The following is an 18,499-nucleotide window of genomic DNA, read 5'->3' on the forward strand; positions in this document are numbered from 1 at the left end:
CTGAGGGGATCGGCTTAGAACCGATTCAGGTAGTAAAGACCCGAGTTTTAATCTCCGCCAGCAATAGGCCATTGCTGTTTTAACCCGTGTTCACGGCAGATCGGCGCTTTTAGGACGAACCAGCTCTAGGCCCGGCCCTTGGAGCAGGCTAGTCTTGGCAGCTCTGATTGAGGATCTTCGATGATTGCAGGTATTTCTTCGCGCACGCCCCAGCAGGCGTTGGCCGCTTTGCTTGATCGTTACGCCCCCGCGCGCCTGTTGCTGATTGGTGCCAGCGAGTTCCCCGCGCTTGAGGCCTTCAAGCTGGCGCACCCGGACACTTGCGTGGCCCATGCGGCACCCGGGGTGTTGCCGGCCGAGTTGGCGGCGCGCCGGTTTGACCTGGCGCTGGTGGTCGATTGCCTCGAACACTTGCCCAAACGCGATGGCCTGAACCTGCTGGGCGGGATCCGTAACCTCAACGCCAGTCGCATCGCGGTGCTGGCGGACTTGTCGGCCAGCGGCTGGCAGGAGACCGACTTTTTCTCCCTGGCCCTGCAAGCCAGCGAACGCTTCCAGCGCGACGATCAAGTGCTGACCCTGTTCACCTATGATCTGCTTGACTACAAACAAGTCCCCGACTGGCTCAACTCACGGTTCTGGGCCAATCCGGAAAACTTCGGGAAATATTGGTGGTAACGCAATGAGTACATCCATTTGCCCCTGCGGCAGCGGCACCCTGCTGGATGCCTGCTGCGGCCATTACCACGCCGGCCATCCGGCGCCGTGTGCCGAAGCCTTGATGCGTTCGCGCTACAGCGCCTACGTACTGGGGCTGATCGATTATCTGGTGGCGACCACCCTGCCCGCACAACAGGCAGGCCTCGATCGACAGTCCATCAGCGACTGGAGCGCCCAAAGCACCTGGCTGGGCCTTGAGGTGGAAAGCTCCGAGGTCTTGGGCGGTCAGCCGGAACATGCCTTCGTGACCTTTACCGCGCGCTGGCACGACGGCAGCGGTGAACACAGCCACCGCGAGCGCTCGTCGTTCGTGCAGAACGCCGGCCGCTGGTATTTCATCGACCCCACCGTACAACTCAAGGCCGGGCGCAATGATGCGTGCCCTTGTGCCAGCGGGCAGAAGTTCAAGAAGTGTTGTGCGGGTTATTTCAGCAGTTGAAGTGACGTCAAAAGATCGCAGCCTTCGGCAGCTCCTACGGGTGTACGCCGATCCAGTGTAGGAGCTGCCGAAGGCTGCGATCTTTTAGGGCTAGACTGGTGCTCAAGGGAGAAAACCGACCATGATCACCCGGCGGCTCGCACTTTATCTGTTCACCCTGCTCCTGTTTCTGGGACTTGGCGGCTGTGTGTCCTGGTTCGGCGACGATGAACCGGAACCACAGGTGCATCTGGTCAAGGTCGAAGTGGTCCAGGCCAAACTGATGCAGCAGCGATTCCTGCTGCATTTTCGCGTCGACAACCCCAACGACAGTGACCTGACGGTGCGGGGCATCGAGTACCGCATTCACTTGGGCGATATGCTGCTGACTGAAGGTGAGCACGAACATTGGTTCACAGTCGGCCCCAAACGCAGTGCCTACTTCAAAGTGCCGATCCGCACCAACCTGTGGCCCAAGGTGCGGGATGTGGTGAAACTGCTGAAAAAACCCAAGCAGCCCATTCCCTATCGTCTGGAAGGTGAACTGGAAACCGGTTTATTCATCGCGCACTACGTGCACCTGGCGCGCAATGGCGTGATAATCCCCGCCGATTTAATTCCGGAGCAAAACCGATGACCCAGCAACCCCATGTCCATGGCCCTGACTGCAACCACGATCATGACCATCACGACCACCATGATCACGACCATGGCCATGTCCACGGCCCGAACTGCGGCCACGCCCACCAGGAACCGGTGCGCAACGCCCTGAAAGACGTCGGCCGCAACGACCCTTGCCCATGCGGTAACGGCAAGAAATTCAAGAAGTGCCACGGCGCTTGATGCTTCGGGCGAAGATCTACTTCGCCTGTTGAATCGCTATCGCGAGCAAGCTCGCTCCCACATTGGAACTGCACCAGGCCCAATTATGCGGCCACTGCAAATCCCTTGTGGGAGCGAGCTTGCTCGCGATGGCGTCGGCACATTCAGTATCGCGTTGTCAGTTAGACCGCTATCGCGAGCAAGCTCGCTCCCACAGGTTTTCAGTCAGCCTTCAAAATCTGTGCGGTGCTCACGACCGTGGCATATTCGCCATGCAGATTGCCCAACGACATCGCATGCACTTCCTCGGCCGAATGGGCTTTACCAAAGTAGTCAGCCTTGTCGAAGGTAAAACACGCATCCTCCACGACCCACGTTTCAAACCCCAGATTACCGGCCGTTCGCGCCGTGGATTCCACCGAGTTGTTGGTCGCGACGCCGACAATGACCAACTGATCGATCCCCGCCTCTCGCAAACTTTTCTCAAGCCCCGTCGCACAAAACGCATCCGGCACCTGCTTTTGAATAAGCTGCTCACCGGTCTGTGGCTGAAACCGCTCCTGAAATTCCACCCCCGATTGCTGCGGCCAGAACACCGAGTCAGGTGAACGGGACAAGTGCTGCACGTGAATCACCGGTCGCCCGGTTCGACGCCAATGCGTGAGCAAATCGAGGATTCGCTGCTCGGCCTGAAGATTATTTCGGCGACCGAGTTTGGGATGCAGAATGCCTTTTTGTTGATCGATGATGATCAGCGCCGCGTTTGTTTTGAGCTCCATGCCGGTTTTTCTCATGCGGAGTCATTGAATTTCCCGCACTTCAGCATCACCTGTTCCTACAGGCAAGCTATCGAACGCAAACAGGACGACCTGATGCCGGCGTTTGCTGTCCGCAAGTAACGACGTCTCTAGATTTGGAGTACTCCATGATCGACCTGTATTACTGGACCACCCCCAACGGCCACAAAATCTCGATATTTCTGGAAGAAGCCGGCCTGCCCTACAACGTGCACCCGATCAACATCAGCCAGAACGACCAGTTCAAACCCGAATTTCTGAAAATCTCCCCGAACAACAAAATTCCGGCGATCGTCGATCCCGAACCGGCTGATGGCGGTGAGCCGTTGGCACTGTTCGAGTCCGGGGCAATTCTGTTGTACCTGGCAGAGAAAACCGGCAAGTTCCTGCCCAAAGACCTGCGCGGTCGCCAACAAGCGCTGCAATGGTTGTTCTGGCAGATGGGCGGCTTGGGGCCAATGGCGGGGCAGAATCATCACTTCAGCCAGTTCGCGCCGGAGAAGATCCCTTACGCAATCAAGCGCTACATCGATGAGACCGCCCGCCTCTACGGGGTACTCGACAAGCAGCTGGCCGATAAAGACTTCGTCGCCGGCAGCGAATACAGCATTGCCGACATGGCGATCTACCCGTGGATCGTTTCCCACAAGTGGCAGAGCCAGAACCTGGAAGACTTCCCCAACGTGCTGCGCTGGTTCAACCACATTCAGAGCCGTCCGGCGACGGTGAAGGCGTATGCCCTGGTGGCCAAGGTCAACCCGCCTAAATCCTGATGGAAGATCAACAGATCGCAGCCTCGTTTCACTCGACAGCTCCTACACGGTTTTGCATTCCCTGTAGGAGCTGTCGAGTGAAACGAGGCTGCGATCTTTTTGCGTTCCACAGACAAATCCTGAAATAACCTGATACCCCGCTTGCGCGGCCACCTCCTGCTCACTAACGTAGCGCCTTTAATGACGCTACCCCCCGCAGGAGCTTTGCCATGGCCTCGCCAGCCCTTACACATTTTCTTCCCCGGTTCGGCGTTGCCGCAGCAGTGGCCGGTGTTTTGAGCCTGACCGGTTGTCAGACCTGGAACACCCAGGACACCCTCCCGCCGACCACCGGCGTGCAGCCGATCAAGGGTCTGGCGCAGAACGTTTCGGTACGCCGCAATGCCATGGGCATGCCGTTGATCGAAAGCAACACCTTCCACGACGCGCTGTTCACCCTGGGTTACGTCCACGCCACCGACCGCATCACGCAAATGGTCACCCTGCGCCTGTTGGCTCAGGGCCGTTTGTCGGAGATGTCCGGCTCGGACCTGCTCGACGCTGACCGCTACATGCGCGCCGTCAATCTGAAAAAAAGCGCCGGCGAGCTGTACAAGGCGTCTTCGCCGCGCCTCAAACGCTTCTTCGAAGTCTATGCCCGTGGCGTCAACGCCTACCTGTTCCGCTATCGCGACAAACTGCCGGCGGACCTCGCGGCCACCGGCTACAAGCCTGAATACTGGAAGCCGGAAGATTCGGCGCTGATTTTCTGCCTGCTGAACTTCAGCCAATCGGCCAACCTGCCGGAAGAAATCTCCTCGCTGATGCTGGCCCAGACCGTCAGCAACGACAAACTCCCGTGGCTGACCCCGTCCGCTCCCGATGAAAAACTGCCGCAGGCCGAAGCTGAAAAACTTCAGGGCATCAAGCTCAACGGGCAAATCCCGGGCCTGGCCGAGATCAGCAAAGCCACGAGCCAACTGTCTGATCTGAATCTGCTGGGCGCCACCTCGTCGAACAACTGGGCGATCGGCCCGCAACGCAGCCGCAGCGGCAAAAGCCTGCTGGCCAGCGACAGTCATGGCCCCCTGGGCGTGCCGTCGTTGTTCAGTTACGTGCAGATTCGCGCGCCGAAGTACCAGGCCTCTGGTGTGACGATTGCCGGTTTGCCGATGGTGCTCGGCGGTTTCAACGGCAAAGTGGCGTGGAGCATGACCACCGTCATGGGCGACAACCAGGACCTGTTCCTGGAAAAAATCAAACGCCAGGGCAATGGTCTTTCCTACGAAGTGGGCGGCAAATGGCAGCCGGCGATCGTGCGAAACGAAACCTACTTCGTCAAAGGCCAGCGGCCGATTCGCGAAGTCGTGTACGAAACCCGCCATGGCCCGCTGCTCAACAGTGCCCAAGGCACGACGCTGGCTAACGGTTTCGGTCTGGCCTTGCAGACGCCGAACTTCACCGATGACAAGTCCCTGGATGCGTTTTTCGACCTGTCCCGCGCCCAGACCGTCGAGAAAGCCTCGGACGCCAGCCGCGAAATCCGCGCCATCGCGCTGAACCTGGTATTTGCCGACGCCAGCAACATCGGCTGGCAAGTCACCGGTCGCTTCCCAAACCGTCGCGAAGGCGAAGGCCTGCTGCCGTCACCGGGCTGGGAAGGTCGTTATGACTGGGATGGTTACGCCGATCCGATGCTCCATCCCTACGACCAGGATCCGGCCCAAGGCTGGCTCGGTACCGCCAACCAGCGCGTCATTCCCCATGGCTACGGTATGCAGCTGTCCAATTCATGGTCGGCGCCGGAACGTGGCGAACGCCTGGCCGAACTGGCGGGCGTGGGCAAACACGACACGCGAAGCCTGATCGCCATGCAATACGACCAGACCACGACCTTCGCTGCCAAGCTGAAGAAAATGTTCGGAGCACCGGGCATGTCGCAACCGCTCAAGCAGGCCATTGAAGCGTTACCTGAGGCAGATCGTGGCAAGGCTCGCGAGGCGTATACCCGCCTGATGGCCTTCGACGGCAAACTCAGCCCGACCTCCGCCGATGCAGCGATTTACGAATTGTTCCTGCAGCAAAGCACCCAGCAAATCTTCCTCGACGAACTGGGTCCGGAAAGCAGCCCGACGTGGAAAGCCTTTATCGCCAACGGCAAGTTGTCCTACGCGGCCCAGGCCGATCACCTGCTGGGGCGTGAGGACAGTCCGTTCTGGGATGACGCTCGCACGCCTCAGAAAGAAGATAAACCAGCGATCCTCGCCCGCAGCCTGGCCGCCGCGATCAGCGCGGGCGACAGCCAGTTGGGCGGCGATCACAAAGCCTGGCAGTGGGGCAAACTGCACCGCTACGAATGGAAAAACGCCAGTGGCCAGATTGTGCGCGGTCCGCTTGCGGCCGGCGGCGACCACACCACGCTGAATACCGCAGCATTCGCCTGGGGTCAGGACTTCAACACCACCCTGGCGCCAGCCATGCGCTTTATCGTCGACTTCGGCCAGGCCGAACCGCTGATGGGGCAGAACGGTTCCGGGCAATCCGGTAATCCGGCGAGTCCGAACTACCTCGACAGCATTGATCCGTGGCTGAAGGGGCAATACATGAGTCTGCCGATGCAGCCGCAGAACTTTGACAAGGCGTATGGGAAGACGCGGTTGACGCTGACCCCGGGCAAATAAGGCAAAAGGCAAGATCAAAAGATCGCAGCCTCGTTTCACTCGACAGCTCCTACAGGGGATCCGCATTTCAATGTAGGAGCTGTCGAGTGAAACGAGGCTGCGATCTTTTGCTTCTGATCCCTGAAAAATCAATAGAACTTCCAGCCCCACTCAAACCTCATAGCTAACAAGTCCCTCCACTTTGGTAACAACATGGATCTTGTTATCGCGCGTCCTGAAGGTTTGTACTGCCCGGCCGGGGATTTCTACATCGACCCGTGGCGGCCGGTCGAGCGCTCAGTCATCACCCACGCTCACGGCGATCATGCCCGCACCGGCAATCAGCATTATCTGGCGGCCGCTCCCGGCGATGGGATTCTGCGTGCGCGATTGGGCCAGGACATCAACCTGCAAACCCTGCCTTACGGTCAACCCCTGACCCACCATGGCGTCACCTTGAGTTTTCACCCCGCTGGCCATGTCCTCGGCTCGGCACAGGTACGTCTGGAATACGGCGGCGAAGTCTGGGTCGCCTCGGGCGATTACAAGATTGAACCCGACGGCACCTGTGCGCCCTTCGAACCCGTGCGCTGCGATACCTTCATCACGGAATCGACCTTCGGTCTGCCGATTTATCGCTGGCAGCCCCAGGCGCACGTCTTTGCCGAGATCAATCAGTGGTGGCAAACCAACGCCGCCGCCGACAAAACCAGCGTGTTGTTCTGCTACGCCTTCGGCAAGGCGCAGCGAATTCTCCACGGTATCGATGCCAGCATCGGCCCCATTCTGGTGCATGGCGCCGTGGAACCGCTCAATCAGGTTTATCGCGAGGGTGGTATTTATCTACCGCCCACGATCTATGCCGGCGAGGTAAAAAAGAACGACCCCATGATGCGCAAGGCGTTGGTCCTGGCCCCGCCTTCGGCTGGCGGCAGCACCTGGATGCGTCGCTTTGGTGAATACAGCGACGGCTTCGCCAGCGGCTGGATGCGTTTGCGTGGCACACGGCGGCGACGTGGCGTGGACCGTGGCTTCGTACTGTCTGACCACGCCGACTGGCCCGGCCTGCTCTGGGCCATCGAACAGACCGGTGCTGAGCGGGTGATAGTTACCCACGGTTCGGTCGGGGTACTGGTGCGGCATCTGCGCGAACAGGGTCTCGATGCCATGGGTTTCAGCACTGAGTACGGCGACGATGAGGAAGAAAACGCAGCCGTCGAGCCCGAGAGCGAAGAGGTGCTGGCATGAAGGCGTTCGCCGAGTTGTACGCCGAACTCGATGCCACGACGTCGAGCAACGCCAAACTGGCGGCGATGCAACACTACTTCGCCGAAGCCGCGCCGGAAGATGCCGCATGGGCTGTTTACTTTTTGTCCGGCGGGCGGCCTCGGCAACTGGTGCCGGTGCGCATCATGCGAGAGTTGGCAGTGGAGATCTCCGGCCTCTCGCCGTGGCTGTTCGAAGAGAGTTATCAGGCGGTCGGCGATCTGGCGGAAACCATTTCGCTGGTACTGCCCGAAGCGCTTCACAGCTCCAACGATGGATTGGCGGTGTGGATTGAAGACAAACTGCTGCCGCTGCGCGGTGAAACCCCGCAAGTCCTCGCCGAGCGACTGCCTGCCCTGTGGTCGCAACTGGACCGCCAGAGCCTGATGCTGTGCATCAAACTGATCACCGGCAGCTTCCGTGTTGGCGTCTCCAAGTTGCTGGTCACCCGCGCCTTGGCGGCCATGGCCGGGCTCGACAGCAAACGCGTCGCCCAGCGATTGGTGGGTTATACCGACCTGTCCAACCGCCCGAGCGCGCCGGCTTATTTGAAGTTGATCGCCGCTGAATCGTCTGACGAACATGCGCAACGCGGTGGTCAGCCCTACCCGTTTTTTCTCGCTCACGCGTTATCACAACCCGTTGAACAATTCGAAGCCCTGCTCGGCCCGGCCAGCGATTGGCAAGTGGAATGGAAGTGGGACGGTATCCGCGCCCAGGTGGTCAAACGCGACGGGCGACTGTGGATCTGGTCGCGAGGTGAAGAGCTGGTCACCGAGCGCTTCCCCGAACTCGATAGCCTGGTTCACTGTTTGCCCGACGGTACGGTGATCGACGGTGAAATCGTCGCCTGGAAAACCGAAAAACCCACCACAGAGGACGCGTTCAACCCTCATTCCCCGGCTTCACCCGCAGTAAAGCCTTTCGCGCTTCTGCAACAGCGGATCGGCCGTAAAACCCTGGACAAAAAAATCCTCGAAGAAGTGCCAGTGGTGATCCTCGCCTACGACCTGCTGGAATGGCAGGGCGAAGACTGGCGCAACCAACCTCAGGCCAAGCGTCGCACTCAACTGGAGCATGTCGTCGCCAGCGGCAACAACCCGGTGTTACTCCTTTCACCCCTGCTCACCGGCGAAGACTGGTTCGACCTCGCCCGACAACGGGAAGCCTCCCGCAAGCTCGGTGTCGAAGGCATGATGCTCAAAGCTCGGGATGCGCTGTATGGCGTGGGGCGGACCAAGGACATGGGCGTCTGGTGGAAATGGAAAGTCGACCCGTTCATCGTTGACGCGGTGCTGATTTATGCGCAACGCGGCCATGGTCGCCGCGCCAGTCTTTACAGCGATTACACCTTCGCTGTGTGGGACGGGCCGCCTGACGCGAGCGAGCGCACGCTGGTGCCGTTCGCCAAGGCCTATTCAGGGCTGACCGACGAAGAAATGCGTCAAGTCGACAGCATCGTGCGCAAGACCACCGTAGAGAAATTCGGGCCGGTGAGCAGTGTGACGCCGAGTCTGGTGTTTGAACTGGGATTTGAGGGCATAGCCCTGTCCAGGCGACACAAGAGCGGGATTGCAGTGCGGTTTCCGAGGATGTTGCGCTGGCGGCAGGATAAGTCGGTTGAGGAAGCGGACAATCTGGGAACGTTGCAGGATTTACTCGGCTAAACCGATTCCCTGTGGGAGCGAGCTTGCTCGCGATAGCGGTGTGTCAGTTAACAACTATTCGACTGACATTCCCTCATCGCGAGCAAGCTCGCTCCCACAGGTTTTTGTGGTGATCTGATCCATGCTGGTGCAACCAGACTGCGATGCCCGTTTTCGTGCACAAATCCCTCCTTGCCATTTCTTGAATCACCTTTTAAAACACTTGTTCGGGACTCTGGTTCGGAAATTGCTACTTTCATAGGGTCTTACGCTTTCCAGTAACAATAATTCTGCGCCACAAGCGCTCATATTGGTTTTTAGGGATTGAATAATGAAAAAAGCATTGCTGACCCTTTCTGCACTGGCGTTGTGCATGGCAGCCGGTTCCGCGCTGGCCAAGGAATACAAGGAATTGCGTTTTGGCGTTGACCCTTCCTACGCTCCGTTCGAGTCGAAAGCGGCTGACGGTAGCCTGGTAGGGTTCGACATCGATCTGGGTAACGCGATCTGCGCCGAGCTGAAGGTCAAGTGCAAATGGGTCGAAAGCGATTTCGACGGCATGATTCCGGGCCTGAAGGCCAATAAATTCGACGGTGTGATCTCTTCGATGACCGTCACCCCGGCCCGCGAAAAAGTCATCGACTTCTCCAGCGAGCTGTTCTCCGGTCCAACCGCCTACGTATTCAAGAAAGGTTCCGGCCTGACCGAAGACGTCGCTTCGCTGAAGGGCAAAACCGTCGGCTACGAGCAAGGCACCATTCAGGAAGCCTATGCCAAAGCCGTTCTGGACAAGGCTGGCGTGAAAACCCAGGCCTATCAGAACCAGGATCAGGTGTATTCCGACCTGACTTCCGGTCGCCTCGACGCGGCGATCCAGGACATGCTGCAAGCCGAACTGGGCTTTTTGAAGTCGCCAAAAGGTGAGGGCTACGAAATCAGCAAGCCGGTGGACAGCGAATTGCTGCCAGCCAAAACGGCTGTCGGTATCTCGAAAGGTAACAAAGACCTCAAGGCACTTTTGGATAAAGGTATCAAAGCGTTACACGACGATGGCACCTACGCCACCATTCAGAAGAAACACTTTGGCGATCTGAATCTGTACAGCGGCAAATAATGCCCGGCGCCCATCTTGCGATGGGCGCTTTTTTCATCCGATCAGGTTGCTGATTTATGTTCGAAAACCTACTACAAAACCTGGGGCTCTCAGCCTTCAGCCTCCAGGGCTTCGGTCCGTTGCTGATGGAAGGCACCTGGATGACCATCAAATTGTCGGTGTTGTCGCTGTTGGTGGCCGTATTGCTCGGGCTGCTCGGCGCCAGTGCCAAGCTGTCAAAAGTCAAACTGGTGCGCGTACCGGCCCAGCTCTACACCACGCTGATTCGCGGTGTGCCGGACCTGGTGCTGATGCTGTTGATCTTCTACAGCCTGCAAACCTGGCTGACGTCGTTTACCGATTTCATGGAATGGGAATACATCGAGATCAACCCGTTCAGCGCCGGGGTCATCACCCTGGGCTTCATTTATGGCGCGTATTTCACCGAAACCTTCCGTGGCGCGATTCTCGCGGTGCCACGGGGCCAGGTCGAAGCGGCTACCGCGTATGGCCTCAAACGTGGCCAACGTTTCTGGATCGTGGTGTTTCCGCAGATGATGCGTTTTGCCCTGCCGGGTATCGGTAACAACTGGATGGTGATGCTCAAGGCCACCGCACTGGTCTCGATCATCGGCCTCGCCGACCTGGTCAAGGCTGCGCAAGATGCCGGCAAAAGCACCTATCAACTGTTCTACTTCCTGGTACTGGCCGCCGTGATTTACCTGCTGATTACCAGCGCATCCAACTTCGTCCTGCGCTGGCTCGAACGCCGCTACGCCGCCGGTTCCCGGGAGGCCGTACGATGATCGAACTCTTGCAGGAATACTGGAAACCTTTCCTTTATACCGACGGCTATAACATCACCGGCCTGGCCATGACCATGTGGCTGCTCAGCGCGTCGATCTTCATCGGTTTCCTGGTGTCGATCCCGCTGTCCATCGCCCGGGTTTCGCCGCACTTCTATATCCGCTGGCCAGTGCAGTTCTACACCTACCTGTTCCGCGGTACGCCGTTGTATATCCAGCTGCTGATTTGCTACACCGGTATCTACAGCCTGGCCGCCGTGCGTGCCCAACCTGTACTGGATGCGTTCTTTCGCGATGCGATGAACTGCACGATCCTGGCCTTCGCCCTGAACACCTGCGCCTACACCACGGAGATTTTCGCCGGGGCGATTCGCAGCATGGCGCATGGTGAAGTCGAAGCGGCCAAGGCTTACGGTCTGACAGGCTGGAAGCTTTATGCCTACGTGATCATGCCTTCAGCCCTGCGTCGTTCGTTGCCTTATTACAGCAACGAAGTGATTCTGATGCTGCACTCGACCACCGTGGCCTTCACCGCGACCATCCCGGACATCTTGAAAGTCGCGCGGGACGCCAACTCGGCGACCTTCCTGACCTTCCAGTCGTTCGGCATCGCTGCGCTGATCTACCTGACCGTTACCTTTGCGCTGGTCGGCCTGTTCCGCCTCGCCGAACGCCGATGGCTGGCCTTCCTCGGGCCGACCCACTAGGACCCGCTTTAGGGATAAAGAGAAATGCGCCACCAGATTCATGACTTGCTGGCCCCGCTGCCGGGGACTGCTCGACAGATTCACAGTTTTCACTTCGGCCCGTCAGCGGCCAAAGGCAAAATCTACATCCAGTCATCCCTGCATGCCGACGAAATGCCGGGCATGCTGGTTGCCTGGCACCTCAAGCAACGTCTGGCGGAGCTGGAAGCTGCCGGCCGTCTGCGCAGCGAAATCGTGCTGGTGCCGGTGGCCAACCCGGTCGGCCTCGAACAAGTGCTGATGGATGTGCCGCTGGGTCGTTTCGATCTCGAAAGCGGGCAGAACTTCAATCGCTGGTTCGTCGATGTCAGCGAAGCCGTCGGCAACGAGATCGAAGGCCTGCTCGGCGACGATCCGCAGCGCAACCTCGAACTGATTCGCAGCAGCCTGCGCAATGCCCTCGCCCAACAGACTGCCAGCACGCAACTGCAATCCCAGCGCCTGGCTCTGCAACGGCTGGCCTGCGATGCCGACATGGTCCTGGACCTGCATTGCGATTTCGAAGCGGTCGCCCACCTTTACACCACGCCCGAGGCGTGGCCGCAGGTCGAGCCGCTGGCGCGGTACATCGGTGCCGAAGCCAGCCTGCTGGCTACCGACTCCGGCGGTCAGTCGTTCGATGAATGCTTCACCCTGCTCTGGTGGCAGTTGAAGGAACGCTTCGGCGAACACTTCGATATTCCGCTGGGCAGTTTTTCGGTCACCGTCGAATTGCGCGGTCAGGGCGACGTCAATCACCCGTTGGCCAGCCTCGATTGCCAGGCGCTGATCGATTACCTGATTCATTACGGCGCGATTGCTGGCGAGCCGGCGCCACTACCGGAGCTGCCCTACCCGGCCACGCCGCTGGCCGGTGTTGAACCGGTGGCAACACCGGTCGGCGGACTGCTGGTATTCACCGCGCTGCCAGGGGAATACCTCGAAGCCGGGCAACTGATCGCTGAAATCATCGACCCGATCCTTGACCGCGTCACCCCCGTTCATTGCACCGTCGCCGGGTTGATGTACGCCCGTTCGCTACGGCGCATGGCCACTGCCGGCATGGTGATCGCCCACGTCGCGGGCACCGAAGCCTATCGCAGCGGCTACCTACTTTCGCCTTGAGGATGCATGCCCCATGTACAAACTGACCATTGAAGGCCTGCATAAAAGCTATGGCGAACATGAAGTACTCAAAGGCGTTTCGCTCAAGGCCAACACCGGCGACGTCATCAGCCTGATCGGCGCCAGCGGCTCGGGCAAAAGCACCTTCCTGCGCTGCATCAACTTTCTTGAGCAACCGAACGACGGCGCCATGAGCCTGGACGGCCAGAACATCCGCATGATCAAGGATCGCCACGGCATGCACGTGGCCGATGCCGATGAACTGCAAAAGATCCGCACGCGCCTGGCCATGGTGTTCCAGCACTTCAACCTGTGGAGCCACATGACCGTGCTGGAAAACATCACCATGGCCCCGCGCCGGGTGCTGGGTTGCAGCAAAGAGGAAGCCGAAGACCGCGCGCGGCGTTATCTCGACAAGGTCGGGCTGGCAGCGCGTGTGGCGGATCAGTACCCGGCGTTTCTTTCCGGAGGCCAGCAGCAACGGGTCGCCATCGCTCGGGCGTTGGCCATGGAACCAGAAGTCATGCTGTTCGACGAACCGACCTCGGCACTCGATCCCGAACTGGTGGGTGAGGTGCTCAGGGTGATCCAGGGCCTGGCCGAAGAAGGCCGGACCATGATCATGGTGACCCACGAAATGAGCTTCGCGCGCAAGGTGTCGAGTCAGGTGTTGTTTCTGCACCAAGGGCTGGTCGAGGAAGAAGGTACCCCGGACGACGTGCTGGGCAATCCGAAAAGTGAGCGGTTGAAGCAGTTCCTGAGCGGCAACCTCAAGTAACCCTAAAACCCTGTAGGAGCGAAGCTTGCTCGCGAAGGCGGTGTGTCAGGCACGATAGTGTCGGCTGACACACCGCCTTCGCGAGCAAGCTTCGCTCCTACAAGCCATTCGTTTTTCGACAGGCGGCGATCAAGCAACGGGCGCCGGAGGCGGCTCATCCGGCAGGGTAGGCTCACCGGGCTCGGTGGGTTGTTCGTTGGGGGTATCGGGATCAGGCTGACCGGGGATGCCCCCCGCCGTGCTGATAGGTGGATGTGCCAACAAGGACCAGGCCAAAACGCCAACCTGATTGGGCTCAAGCCTTGCCAGTTCGGCACTTATTCGCGGATCGATCTTCATAGGGCACTCCTGAGCGATGGCCCCGTCCGCGTTGCGCGAACCGGGCAGTACACCCAATAGAGTGTCTACCCGCTCAAGAATTCCCACGACTTGCCAGACGAACGGATCAGGTGCGTGGCAGGGTAACGCCGCGCTGGCCCTGATACTTGCCGCCACGGTCCTTATAGGACACTTCGCACTCTTCGTCGGATTCAAGGAACAGCATCTGTGCCACGCCTTCGTTCGCGTAGATTTTCGCCGGCAGATTGGTGGTGTTGGAGAACTCCAGGGTCACATGACCCTCCCACTCAGGCTCAAGCGGCGTGACGTTGACGATGATGCCGCAGCGCGCATAGGTGCTTTTACCCAGGCAAATGGTCAATACATTACGCGGAATGCGGAAATATTCGACGGTGCTGGCCAGGGCGAAGGAGTTCGGCGGAATGATGCACACGTCGCTGTGGATGTCGACGAAGCTGCCAGCATCGAAGTTTTTCGGGTCGACGATAGCCGAATTGATGTTGGTGAACACCTTGAAATGATTTGTGCAACGCACATCGTAGCCGTAGCTCGACACGCCGTAGGAGATCACCCGGCTATCGTCGCTGCCGCGCACCTGGCGCTCTACGAAGGGCTCGATCATGCCGTGCTCTTGCGCCATGCGGCGAATCCACTTGTCCGATTTGATGCTCATGGCGGGTGTCCTGAATAGCGAGGTGGAAAAAATCTGTCCGGCATCTTACCGGGCGCGCGCTTCGGGTTCAAAGTCCGGGTCACAAATCTTGCCGATCCCCCGTAATTTCCGGCCTTTGCGGGCAAACCGGCGGACCGTCAGTCATGAAAACAGAGAAACCTTCGCAGGAAGCATTGGCACGTTCCGGAAAAAGGGTTAAGGTGGCGCCACTGTGCTGCTTGTGTCACTGAGAATCTCTACACGATATGTTGAATTTCGATCCAACCATCTACAAGAATTTTTCCTGCTCTTTGCACTCAGTCTCGGCCAGGGTTCTTCCTGCGTCGCAGTTATCTTTGTTCAAGGAGTTACACCATGTCTAATCGCCAAACTGGTACCGTTAAGTGGTTCAACGATGAAAAAGGCTTCGGCTTCATCACTCCACAATCCGGTGACGACCTGTTCGTTCACTTCAAAGCTATCCAATCCGACGGCTTCAAAAGCCTGAAAGAAGGCCAACAGGTTTCTTTCATCGCTACCCGCGGTCAGAAAGGCATGCAAGCTGAAGAAGTTCAAGTTATCTAACTTGTACTTGCTTTAGTAAAAAGCCCCGCCCTCAAAAGCGGGGCTTTTTTGTGCCTGTCTGTTTTGCAGGCAAAAAAATCGCAGCCCATGGCTGCGATTTTTTGCGTCTTACCAGGCTACGCCAAACCCGGCGGTGTAGCGGGTCTTGTCCAAATCAGCATCGTCAGTGCCGCTAATGATGTCTCGCTCGGCCTTCAGGTTAAGCGATGCCCATTCGGTCACTTTGTAGCGCAAGCCCATCTCGGCATCGAGCGCGTAATCCGCCACGCCCGACAACGGCTTGCCCACTTCGCCGTTGGTGAAGAACTCCACCTTCTTACCGATCAGGTAGCGGTTGTAGTCCCACTTCATCGCCAGGGAATAGAAGTTTTCCTTGCTGCCATCGCTGAACTGATAGTCCGTGCGGTTGACCAGCGAGCCCAGCGAGAATGCGCCCAGCTCGTCGTCCCAGAACTGGTAACCCGGACCGGTACCGACGGTGCGCTGACGAGAGAGGTCTTCAACCTTGTCACGTTTATAGACTGCGCGGCCCTGCCAGAACCACTTCTCGGTCAGGAAGCGGTCGAGCGAGTATTCGCCCCGCCAGTTGTCGGTAGTGACCACGTCATCCTGAAATTCGCGGTTGTATTCGCCTTCTGCGGTGTGTCGCCATCTGCCATGACGCGCAGTGGTCTTGAAGTCGATATCGTAATCGTCGGTGTCTTTCTCGGCCCGCTGATAATCCAGCGCTGCATCGACATTACCCTTCCACACCAAATCCTCTACCACCGGCTTGGGCTTGAGGATCTGCTGAATGCTGGCCAGCTCGACGGTCTTGGGAGCGTCGCCATTGGCCAGGGTGACCTTGCCGTCTTCCGCCGCATGCAGCGCCTTGGCCTTTTCGCCGGTGTAGGCATCCTGCTTGACCAGCAACTGCTGATCGCTTTCCAGGGTTTTGACCTGTTTCCAGTCAATCGGGACGGCACCGGCGTATTCGGTCTGGATCAACAGCTTGCCGCCATCGAAAACGGTGATCTTGCCGCTCAGCTTGTCACCGTTCTTCAACCAGACGGTATCGGCGAGCAAGGGCGTGGAAGCACTGACGACAGCTAGGCACAGCAGGGTTCTGGACAACATAAGCAAATACAGGCTCAAGTTTGCGAAAAAAAGTCGGCATTATCCATACGAATAAGACCCTAGCAAGGACTGACCTGACTATTTCTATTGAGTTCATTTCTCAATGGGCGATCCAGGATTTACTCTACAGACGGTAAAGCGAACTTTTTCAGGAACTGCCGACGTGACCGACTCAACCACTGAAACCGATAGTCCGGCGCAAATCCGACGCACGGCGCTGTACCTGATACTGGCGCAAGTCCCAGAGGGCAAAGTCGTGAGTTACGGTCAACTCGCCGAGTTGGCGGGACTGGGTCGCGCCGCCCGCTTCGTCGGACGGACACTGAGCCAACTGCCGGGCGACAGCAAATTACCCTGGCACCGCGTGCTCGGCGCCGGCGGGCGTATCAGCCTGCCTGCAGGCAGCCCTTCGGGGGATGAACAACGCGCGCGTTTGCGCATGGAGGGCATCAGTATCCTGAACAATCGTGTTGATATTCAGCGCCATGGCTGGCGCCCGGTAGAGCACAGCGGTTAGAGTGCGCGCTTTGTTTCCGTATTTCTTGAGGCAGACTCCAGCCCATGCCCCGTAAAACCTGGCGCGCCGCGCTCGCCGCCTATGCCAGCCCATCGACGCTTGTACTGTTGCTGCTTGGTTTCGCCGCCGGCCTGCCCTACATGCTGGTGTTTTCGACACTTTCGGTCTGGCTGCGCGAAGCCGGCGTGGCTCGCGAAACCATCGGCTATGCAAGCCTGATCGGCCTGGCCTACGCCTTTAAATGGGTCTGGTCACCGCTGCTCGACCAATGGCGCCTGCCATTTCTCGGCAAGCTCGGTCGCCGACGTTCCTGGCTGGTGCTTTCCCAGGCGCTGGTCATCCTCGGCCTGATCGGGATGGGTTTCTGCGACCCGCAAAAGCATTTGTCCTGGCTGATCGCTATTGCGGTGGTCGTTGCTTTCGCCTCGGCGACGCAAGACATCGCGGTCGACGCCTATCGTTTGGAAATCGCCGACGACACCCGCCAGGCCGCCCTCGCCGCCAGTTACATGTCCGGTTATCGGATCGCCGCGTTGCTGGCCACCGCCGGCGCCCTGTTCTTCGCTGAAGGCTTCGGCTCCACCGGTTTCAACTATAAGCATTCGGCATGGGCCGGCACCTACATCCTGTTCGGCGCCTTGATGGTTCCGGCGCTGCTGACCTCCTTTTTCATGCGCGAACCGCCGGTGCCGCTGCGCACGCAGCTTCAGGCCGGGCGCTACAGCTTTGTGCATCAACTGGCCTCAGTGTTTGTGCTGATCGTGCTGCTGGTTTCCGTGCCAGCCATGTTCACCCAGCTGTACAACACCGATTTCGCCAGCGTGCTTTTCCAAGGCGTGAGCGTCCTCGACCTGCTGCTCGAAGACCGCGCGTTCCTGCGGGCGATCCTCTACACCACCCTCACCGCCATGTGTCTGTCGGCCATTGGCCGCCGCGGCCTGGCGCCGGTGCTGACGCCGATCAACGACTTCATTCTGCGTTACCGCTGGCAAGCGTTCCTGCTGCTTGGGCTGATCGCCACCTATCGGATGTCCGATACGGTCATGGGCGTGATGGCTAACGTGTTCTACATCGACCAAGGCTTCACCAAGGATCAGATTGCCAGCGTCAGCAAGATCTTTGGCCTGATCATGACCCTGGTCGGCGCCGGCATGGGCGGCCTGCTGATCGTGCGCTTCGGCATCTTGCCGATTCTGCTCATCGGAGGCATTACATCAGCCGGCACCAACCTGCTGTTCCTGATGCTCGCCGACATGGGCGCCAACCTGAACATGCTGATCCTCACCATTTCCCTGGATAACTTCAGTTCGGGCCTGGCGACTTCGGCGTTTGTCGCCTACCTGTCGAGCCTGACCAACCTGAAGTTCTCCGCGACCCAGTACGCCCTGCTCAGCTCGATCATGCTCTTGCTGCCACGCCTGATCGGCGGCTACTCGGGGGTCATGGTGGAGAAATTCGGTTATCACAACTTCTTCCTGATCACTGCCCTGCTGGGCGTACCGACGCTGCTGTTGATCGCGCTGCACTGGTTCCAGGAGAGCCGCCGCGAAGGCCCGACGCCAACGCCGACACCAGAACCGGTTCCGACCCAGGTCGCGGAAGAATCGTAGGTTCTTTAGCAGGAAGCAGCGCAGAGGGCGCGGGGATTCCCGCCCTCCCGCCACACCCCGCCGACCGCACGC

At 58.9% G+C, this 18,499-nt stretch carries 21 protein-coding genes; 17 read left to right on the forward strand and 4 right to left on the reverse strand.

Annotation, left to right across the window (positions count from 1 at the left end):
• Nucleotides 1–180 precede the first annotated feature (180 nt).
• The 4 genes from ACA079_RS25670 to ACA079_RS25685 all read left to right on the forward strand — a co-directional run bounded on the left by ACA079_RS25670 (nt 181) and on the right by ACA079_RS25685 (nt 1,981).
• On the forward strand, nt 181–678 hold the full coding sequence (locus ACA079_RS25670; RefSeq protein WP_497701406.1) for a DUF6231 family protein: 498 nt from the start codon (nt 181–183) through the stop codon (nt 676–678).
• A 4-nt stretch (nt 679–682) separates the two neighbouring features.
• On the forward strand, nt 683–1,159 hold the full coding sequence (locus ACA079_RS25675; protein WP_497701407.1) for a YchJ family protein: 477 nt from the start codon (nt 683–685) through the stop codon (nt 1,157–1,159).
• A 121-nt stretch (nt 1,160–1,280) separates the two neighbouring features.
• Nucleotides 1,281–1,775 (forward strand): LEA/WHy family protein, encoded by a 495-nt coding sequence (locus tag ACA079_RS25680; RefSeq protein ID WP_497701408.1) that lies wholly within the window; start codon nt 1,281–1,283, stop codon nt 1,773–1,775.
• Nucleotides 1,772–1,981, forward strand: a complete 210-nt coding sequence (locus ACA079_RS25685) for an SEC-C metal-binding domain-containing protein (RefSeq protein WP_007906737.1) — start codon at nt 1,772–1,774, stop codon at nt 1,979–1,981. The genes ACA079_RS25680 and ACA079_RS25685 overlap by 4 nt, the downstream gene beginning before the upstream one ends.
• A 200-nt stretch (nt 1,982–2,181) precedes the next feature.
• Here ACA079_RS25685 and ACA079_RS25690 read toward each other — a convergent pair whose 3' ends face one another.
• A complete protein-coding gene (locus tag ACA079_RS25690; RefSeq protein WP_497704379.1) occupies nt 2,182–2,715 on the reverse strand; it encodes a cysteine hydrolase family protein in 534 nt (177 codons plus the stop codon).
• Between ACA079_RS25690 and ACA079_RS25695 the strand changes: the two genes are divergently transcribed.
• The 10 genes from ACA079_RS25695 to ACA079_RS25740 all read left to right on the forward strand — a co-directional run bounded on the left by ACA079_RS25695 (nt 2,617) and on the right by ACA079_RS25740 (nt 13,608).
• A complete protein-coding gene (locus tag ACA079_RS25695) occupies nt 2,617–2,859 on the forward strand; it encodes a hypothetical protein (RefSeq protein ID WP_497704408.1) in 243 nt (80 codons plus the stop codon). The genes ACA079_RS25690 and ACA079_RS25695 overlap by 99 nt on opposite strands.
• A 26-nt stretch (nt 2,860–2,885) precedes the next feature.
• Nucleotides 2,886–3,530: a glutathione S-transferase N-terminal domain-containing protein gene (locus ACA079_RS25700; RefSeq protein WP_046046250.1), complete on the forward strand. Its 645-nt coding sequence runs from the start codon at nt 2,886–2,888 to the stop codon at nt 3,528–3,530.
• Nucleotides 3,531–3,739: 209 nt separating this feature from the next.
• Nucleotides 3,740–6,190 carry a penicillin acylase family protein gene (locus ACA079_RS25705; RefSeq protein ID WP_497701409.1) on the forward strand — a complete coding sequence of 817 codons (2,451 nt, stop codon included), beginning with the start codon at nt 3,740–3,742 and terminating at the stop codon, nt 6,188–6,190.
• A 192-nt stretch (nt 6,191–6,382) separates the two neighbouring features.
• Nucleotides 6,383–7,417: a ligase-associated DNA damage response exonuclease gene (locus ACA079_RS25710; RefSeq protein WP_497701410.1), complete on the forward strand. Its 1,035-nt coding sequence runs from the start codon at nt 6,383–6,385 to the stop codon at nt 7,415–7,417.
• The gene (locus tag ACA079_RS25715; RefSeq protein ID WP_497701411.1) at nt 7,414–9,102 is read left to right on the forward strand and encodes an ATP-dependent DNA ligase; all 1,689 of its coding nucleotides are present in this window, start codon (nt 7,414–7,416) and stop codon (nt 9,100–9,102) included. Before ACA079_RS25710 ends, ACA079_RS25715 begins: the two co-directional genes overlap by 4 nt.
• A 310-nt stretch (nt 9,103–9,412) precedes the next feature.
• Nucleotides 9,413–10,195, forward strand: a complete 783-nt coding sequence (locus ACA079_RS25720; protein WP_497701412.1) for a transporter substrate-binding domain-containing protein — start codon at nt 9,413–9,415, stop codon at nt 10,193–10,195.
• A 56-nt stretch (nt 10,196–10,251) separates the two neighbouring features.
• Nucleotides 10,252–10,980 (forward strand): ABC transporter permease, encoded by a 729-nt coding sequence (locus ACA079_RS25725; protein ID WP_497701413.1) that lies wholly within the window; start codon nt 10,252–10,254, stop codon nt 10,978–10,980.
• A complete protein-coding gene (locus tag ACA079_RS25730) occupies nt 10,977–11,687 on the forward strand; it encodes an ABC transporter permease (RefSeq protein ID WP_497701414.1) in 711 nt (236 codons plus the stop codon). The genes ACA079_RS25725 and ACA079_RS25730 overlap by 4 nt, the downstream gene beginning before the upstream one ends.
• 24 nt (nt 11,688–11,711) lie before the next feature.
• On the forward strand, nt 11,712–12,830 hold the full coding sequence (locus ACA079_RS25735) for a succinylglutamate desuccinylase/aspartoacylase family protein (RefSeq protein ID WP_497701415.1): 1,119 nt from the start codon (nt 11,712–11,714) through the stop codon (nt 12,828–12,830).
• Nucleotides 12,831–12,843: 13 nt separating this feature from the next.
• The gene (locus ACA079_RS25740) at nt 12,844–13,608 is read left to right on the forward strand and encodes an ABC transporter ATP-binding protein (protein ID WP_497701416.1); all 765 of its coding nucleotides are present in this window, start codon (nt 12,844–12,846) and stop codon (nt 13,606–13,608) included.
• Between the two features lie 129 nt (nt 13,609–13,737).
• Here ACA079_RS25740 and ACA079_RS25745 read toward each other — a convergent pair whose 3' ends face one another.
• Both ACA079_RS25745 and dcd read right to left on the reverse strand, forming a co-directional pair.
• Entirely contained in the window at nt 13,738–13,947 is a 210-nt protein-coding gene (locus ACA079_RS25745) for a hypothetical protein (RefSeq protein WP_282482033.1), read from the reverse strand.
• A gap of 106 nt (nt 13,948–14,053) precedes the next feature.
• Complete coding sequence (gene dcd, locus ACA079_RS25750; protein WP_007904652.1) at nt 14,054–14,620, reverse strand: dCTP deaminase; 567 nt, start codon at nt 14,618–14,620, stop codon at nt 14,054–14,056.
• Nucleotides 14,621–14,974: 354 nt separating this feature from the next.
• On the opposite strand from dcd, the gene ACA079_RS25755 reads away from it, so the two are divergent.
• The gene (locus ACA079_RS25755) at nt 14,975–15,184 is read left to right on the forward strand and encodes a cold-shock protein (protein WP_002554837.1); all 210 of its coding nucleotides are present in this window, start codon (nt 14,975–14,977) and stop codon (nt 15,182–15,184) included.
• 108 nt (nt 15,185–15,292) lie between these two features.
• On the opposite strand, the gene ACA079_RS25760 is transcribed toward ACA079_RS25755, so the two are convergent.
• Nucleotides 15,293–16,300 carry a DUF481 domain-containing protein gene (locus ACA079_RS25760; RefSeq protein ID WP_497701417.1) on the reverse strand — a complete coding sequence of 336 codons (1,008 nt, stop codon included), beginning with the start codon at nt 16,298–16,300 and terminating at the stop codon, nt 15,293–15,295.
• Between the two features lie 163 nt (nt 16,301–16,463).
• Between ACA079_RS25760 and ACA079_RS25765 the strand changes: the two genes are divergently transcribed.
• Together ACA079_RS25765 and ACA079_RS25770 are read left to right on the forward strand one after the other, a co-directional pair.
• The gene (locus ACA079_RS25765; protein ID WP_497701418.1) at nt 16,464–16,817 is read left to right on the forward strand and encodes an MGMT family protein; all 354 of its coding nucleotides are present in this window, start codon (nt 16,464–16,466) and stop codon (nt 16,815–16,817) included.
• Nucleotides 16,818–16,861: 44 nt separating this feature from the next.
• A complete protein-coding gene (locus ACA079_RS25770) occupies nt 16,862–18,427 on the forward strand; it encodes an AmpG family muropeptide MFS transporter (RefSeq protein WP_497701419.1) in 1,566 nt (521 codons plus the stop codon).
• Nucleotides 18,428–18,499 lie beyond the last annotated feature (72 nt).

The organism is Pseudomonas sp. LBUM1645 (genome assembly GCF_059716185.1).

Excerpts from the sequence above, each read along its gene's own strand:
- ACA079_RS25670 (WP_497701406.1), top strand. The coding sequence starts at position 181 with ATGATTGCAGGTATTTCTTCGCGCACGCCCCAGCAGGCGTTGGCCGCT.
- ACA079_RS25675 (WP_497701407.1), top strand. The coding sequence starts at position 683 with ATGAGTACATCCATTTGCCCCTGCGGCAGCGGCACCCTGCTGGATGCC.
- ACA079_RS25680 (WP_497701408.1), top strand. The coding sequence starts at position 1,281 with ATGATCACCCGGCGGCTCGCACTTTATCTGTTCACCCTGCTCCTGTTT.
- ACA079_RS25685 (WP_007906737.1), top strand. The coding sequence starts at position 1,772 with ATGACCCAGCAACCCCATGTCCATGGCCCTGACTGCAACCACGATCAT.
- ACA079_RS25695 (WP_497704408.1), top strand. The coding sequence starts at position 2,617 with ATGCGTGAGCAAATCGAGGATTCGCTGCTCGGCCTGAAGATTATTTCG.
- ACA079_RS25700 (WP_046046250.1), top strand. The coding sequence starts at position 2,886 with ATGATCGACCTGTATTACTGGACCACCCCCAACGGCCACAAAATCTCG.
- ACA079_RS25705 (WP_497701409.1), top strand. The coding sequence starts at position 3,740 with ATGGCCTCGCCAGCCCTTACACATTTTCTTCCCCGGTTCGGCGTTGCC.
- ACA079_RS25710 (WP_497701410.1), top strand. The coding sequence starts at position 6,383 with ATGGATCTTGTTATCGCGCGTCCTGAAGGTTTGTACTGCCCGGCCGGG.
- ACA079_RS25715 (WP_497701411.1), top strand. The coding sequence starts at position 7,414 with ATGAAGGCGTTCGCCGAGTTGTACGCCGAACTCGATGCCACGACGTCG.
- ACA079_RS25720 (WP_497701412.1), top strand. The coding sequence starts at position 9,413 with ATGAAAAAAGCATTGCTGACCCTTTCTGCACTGGCGTTGTGCATGGCA.
- ACA079_RS25725 (WP_497701413.1), top strand. The coding sequence starts at position 10,252 with ATGTTCGAAAACCTACTACAAAACCTGGGGCTCTCAGCCTTCAGCCTC.
- ACA079_RS25730 (WP_497701414.1), top strand. The coding sequence starts at position 10,977 with ATGATCGAACTCTTGCAGGAATACTGGAAACCTTTCCTTTATACCGAC.
- ACA079_RS25735 (WP_497701415.1), top strand. The coding sequence starts at position 11,712 with ATGCGCCACCAGATTCATGACTTGCTGGCCCCGCTGCCGGGGACTGCT.
- ACA079_RS25740 (WP_497701416.1), top strand. The coding sequence starts at position 12,844 with ATGTACAAACTGACCATTGAAGGCCTGCATAAAAGCTATGGCGAACAT.
- ACA079_RS25745 (WP_282482033.1), bottom strand. The coding sequence starts at position 13,947 with ATGAAGATCGATCCGCGAATAAGTGCCGAACTGGCAAGGCTTGAGCCC.
- dcd (WP_007904652.1), bottom strand. The coding sequence starts at position 14,620 with ATGAGCATCAAATCGGACAAGTGGATTCGCCGCATGGCGCAAGAGCAC.
- ACA079_RS25755 (WP_002554837.1), top strand. The coding sequence starts at position 14,975 with ATGTCTAATCGCCAAACTGGTACCGTTAAGTGGTTCAACGATGAAAAA.
- ACA079_RS25760 (WP_497701417.1), bottom strand. The coding sequence starts at position 16,300 with ATGTTGTCCAGAACCCTGCTGTGCCTAGCTGTCGTCAGTGCTTCCACG.
- ACA079_RS25770 (WP_497701419.1), top strand. The coding sequence starts at position 16,862 with ATGCCCCGTAAAACCTGGCGCGCCGCGCTCGCCGCCTATGCCAGCCCA.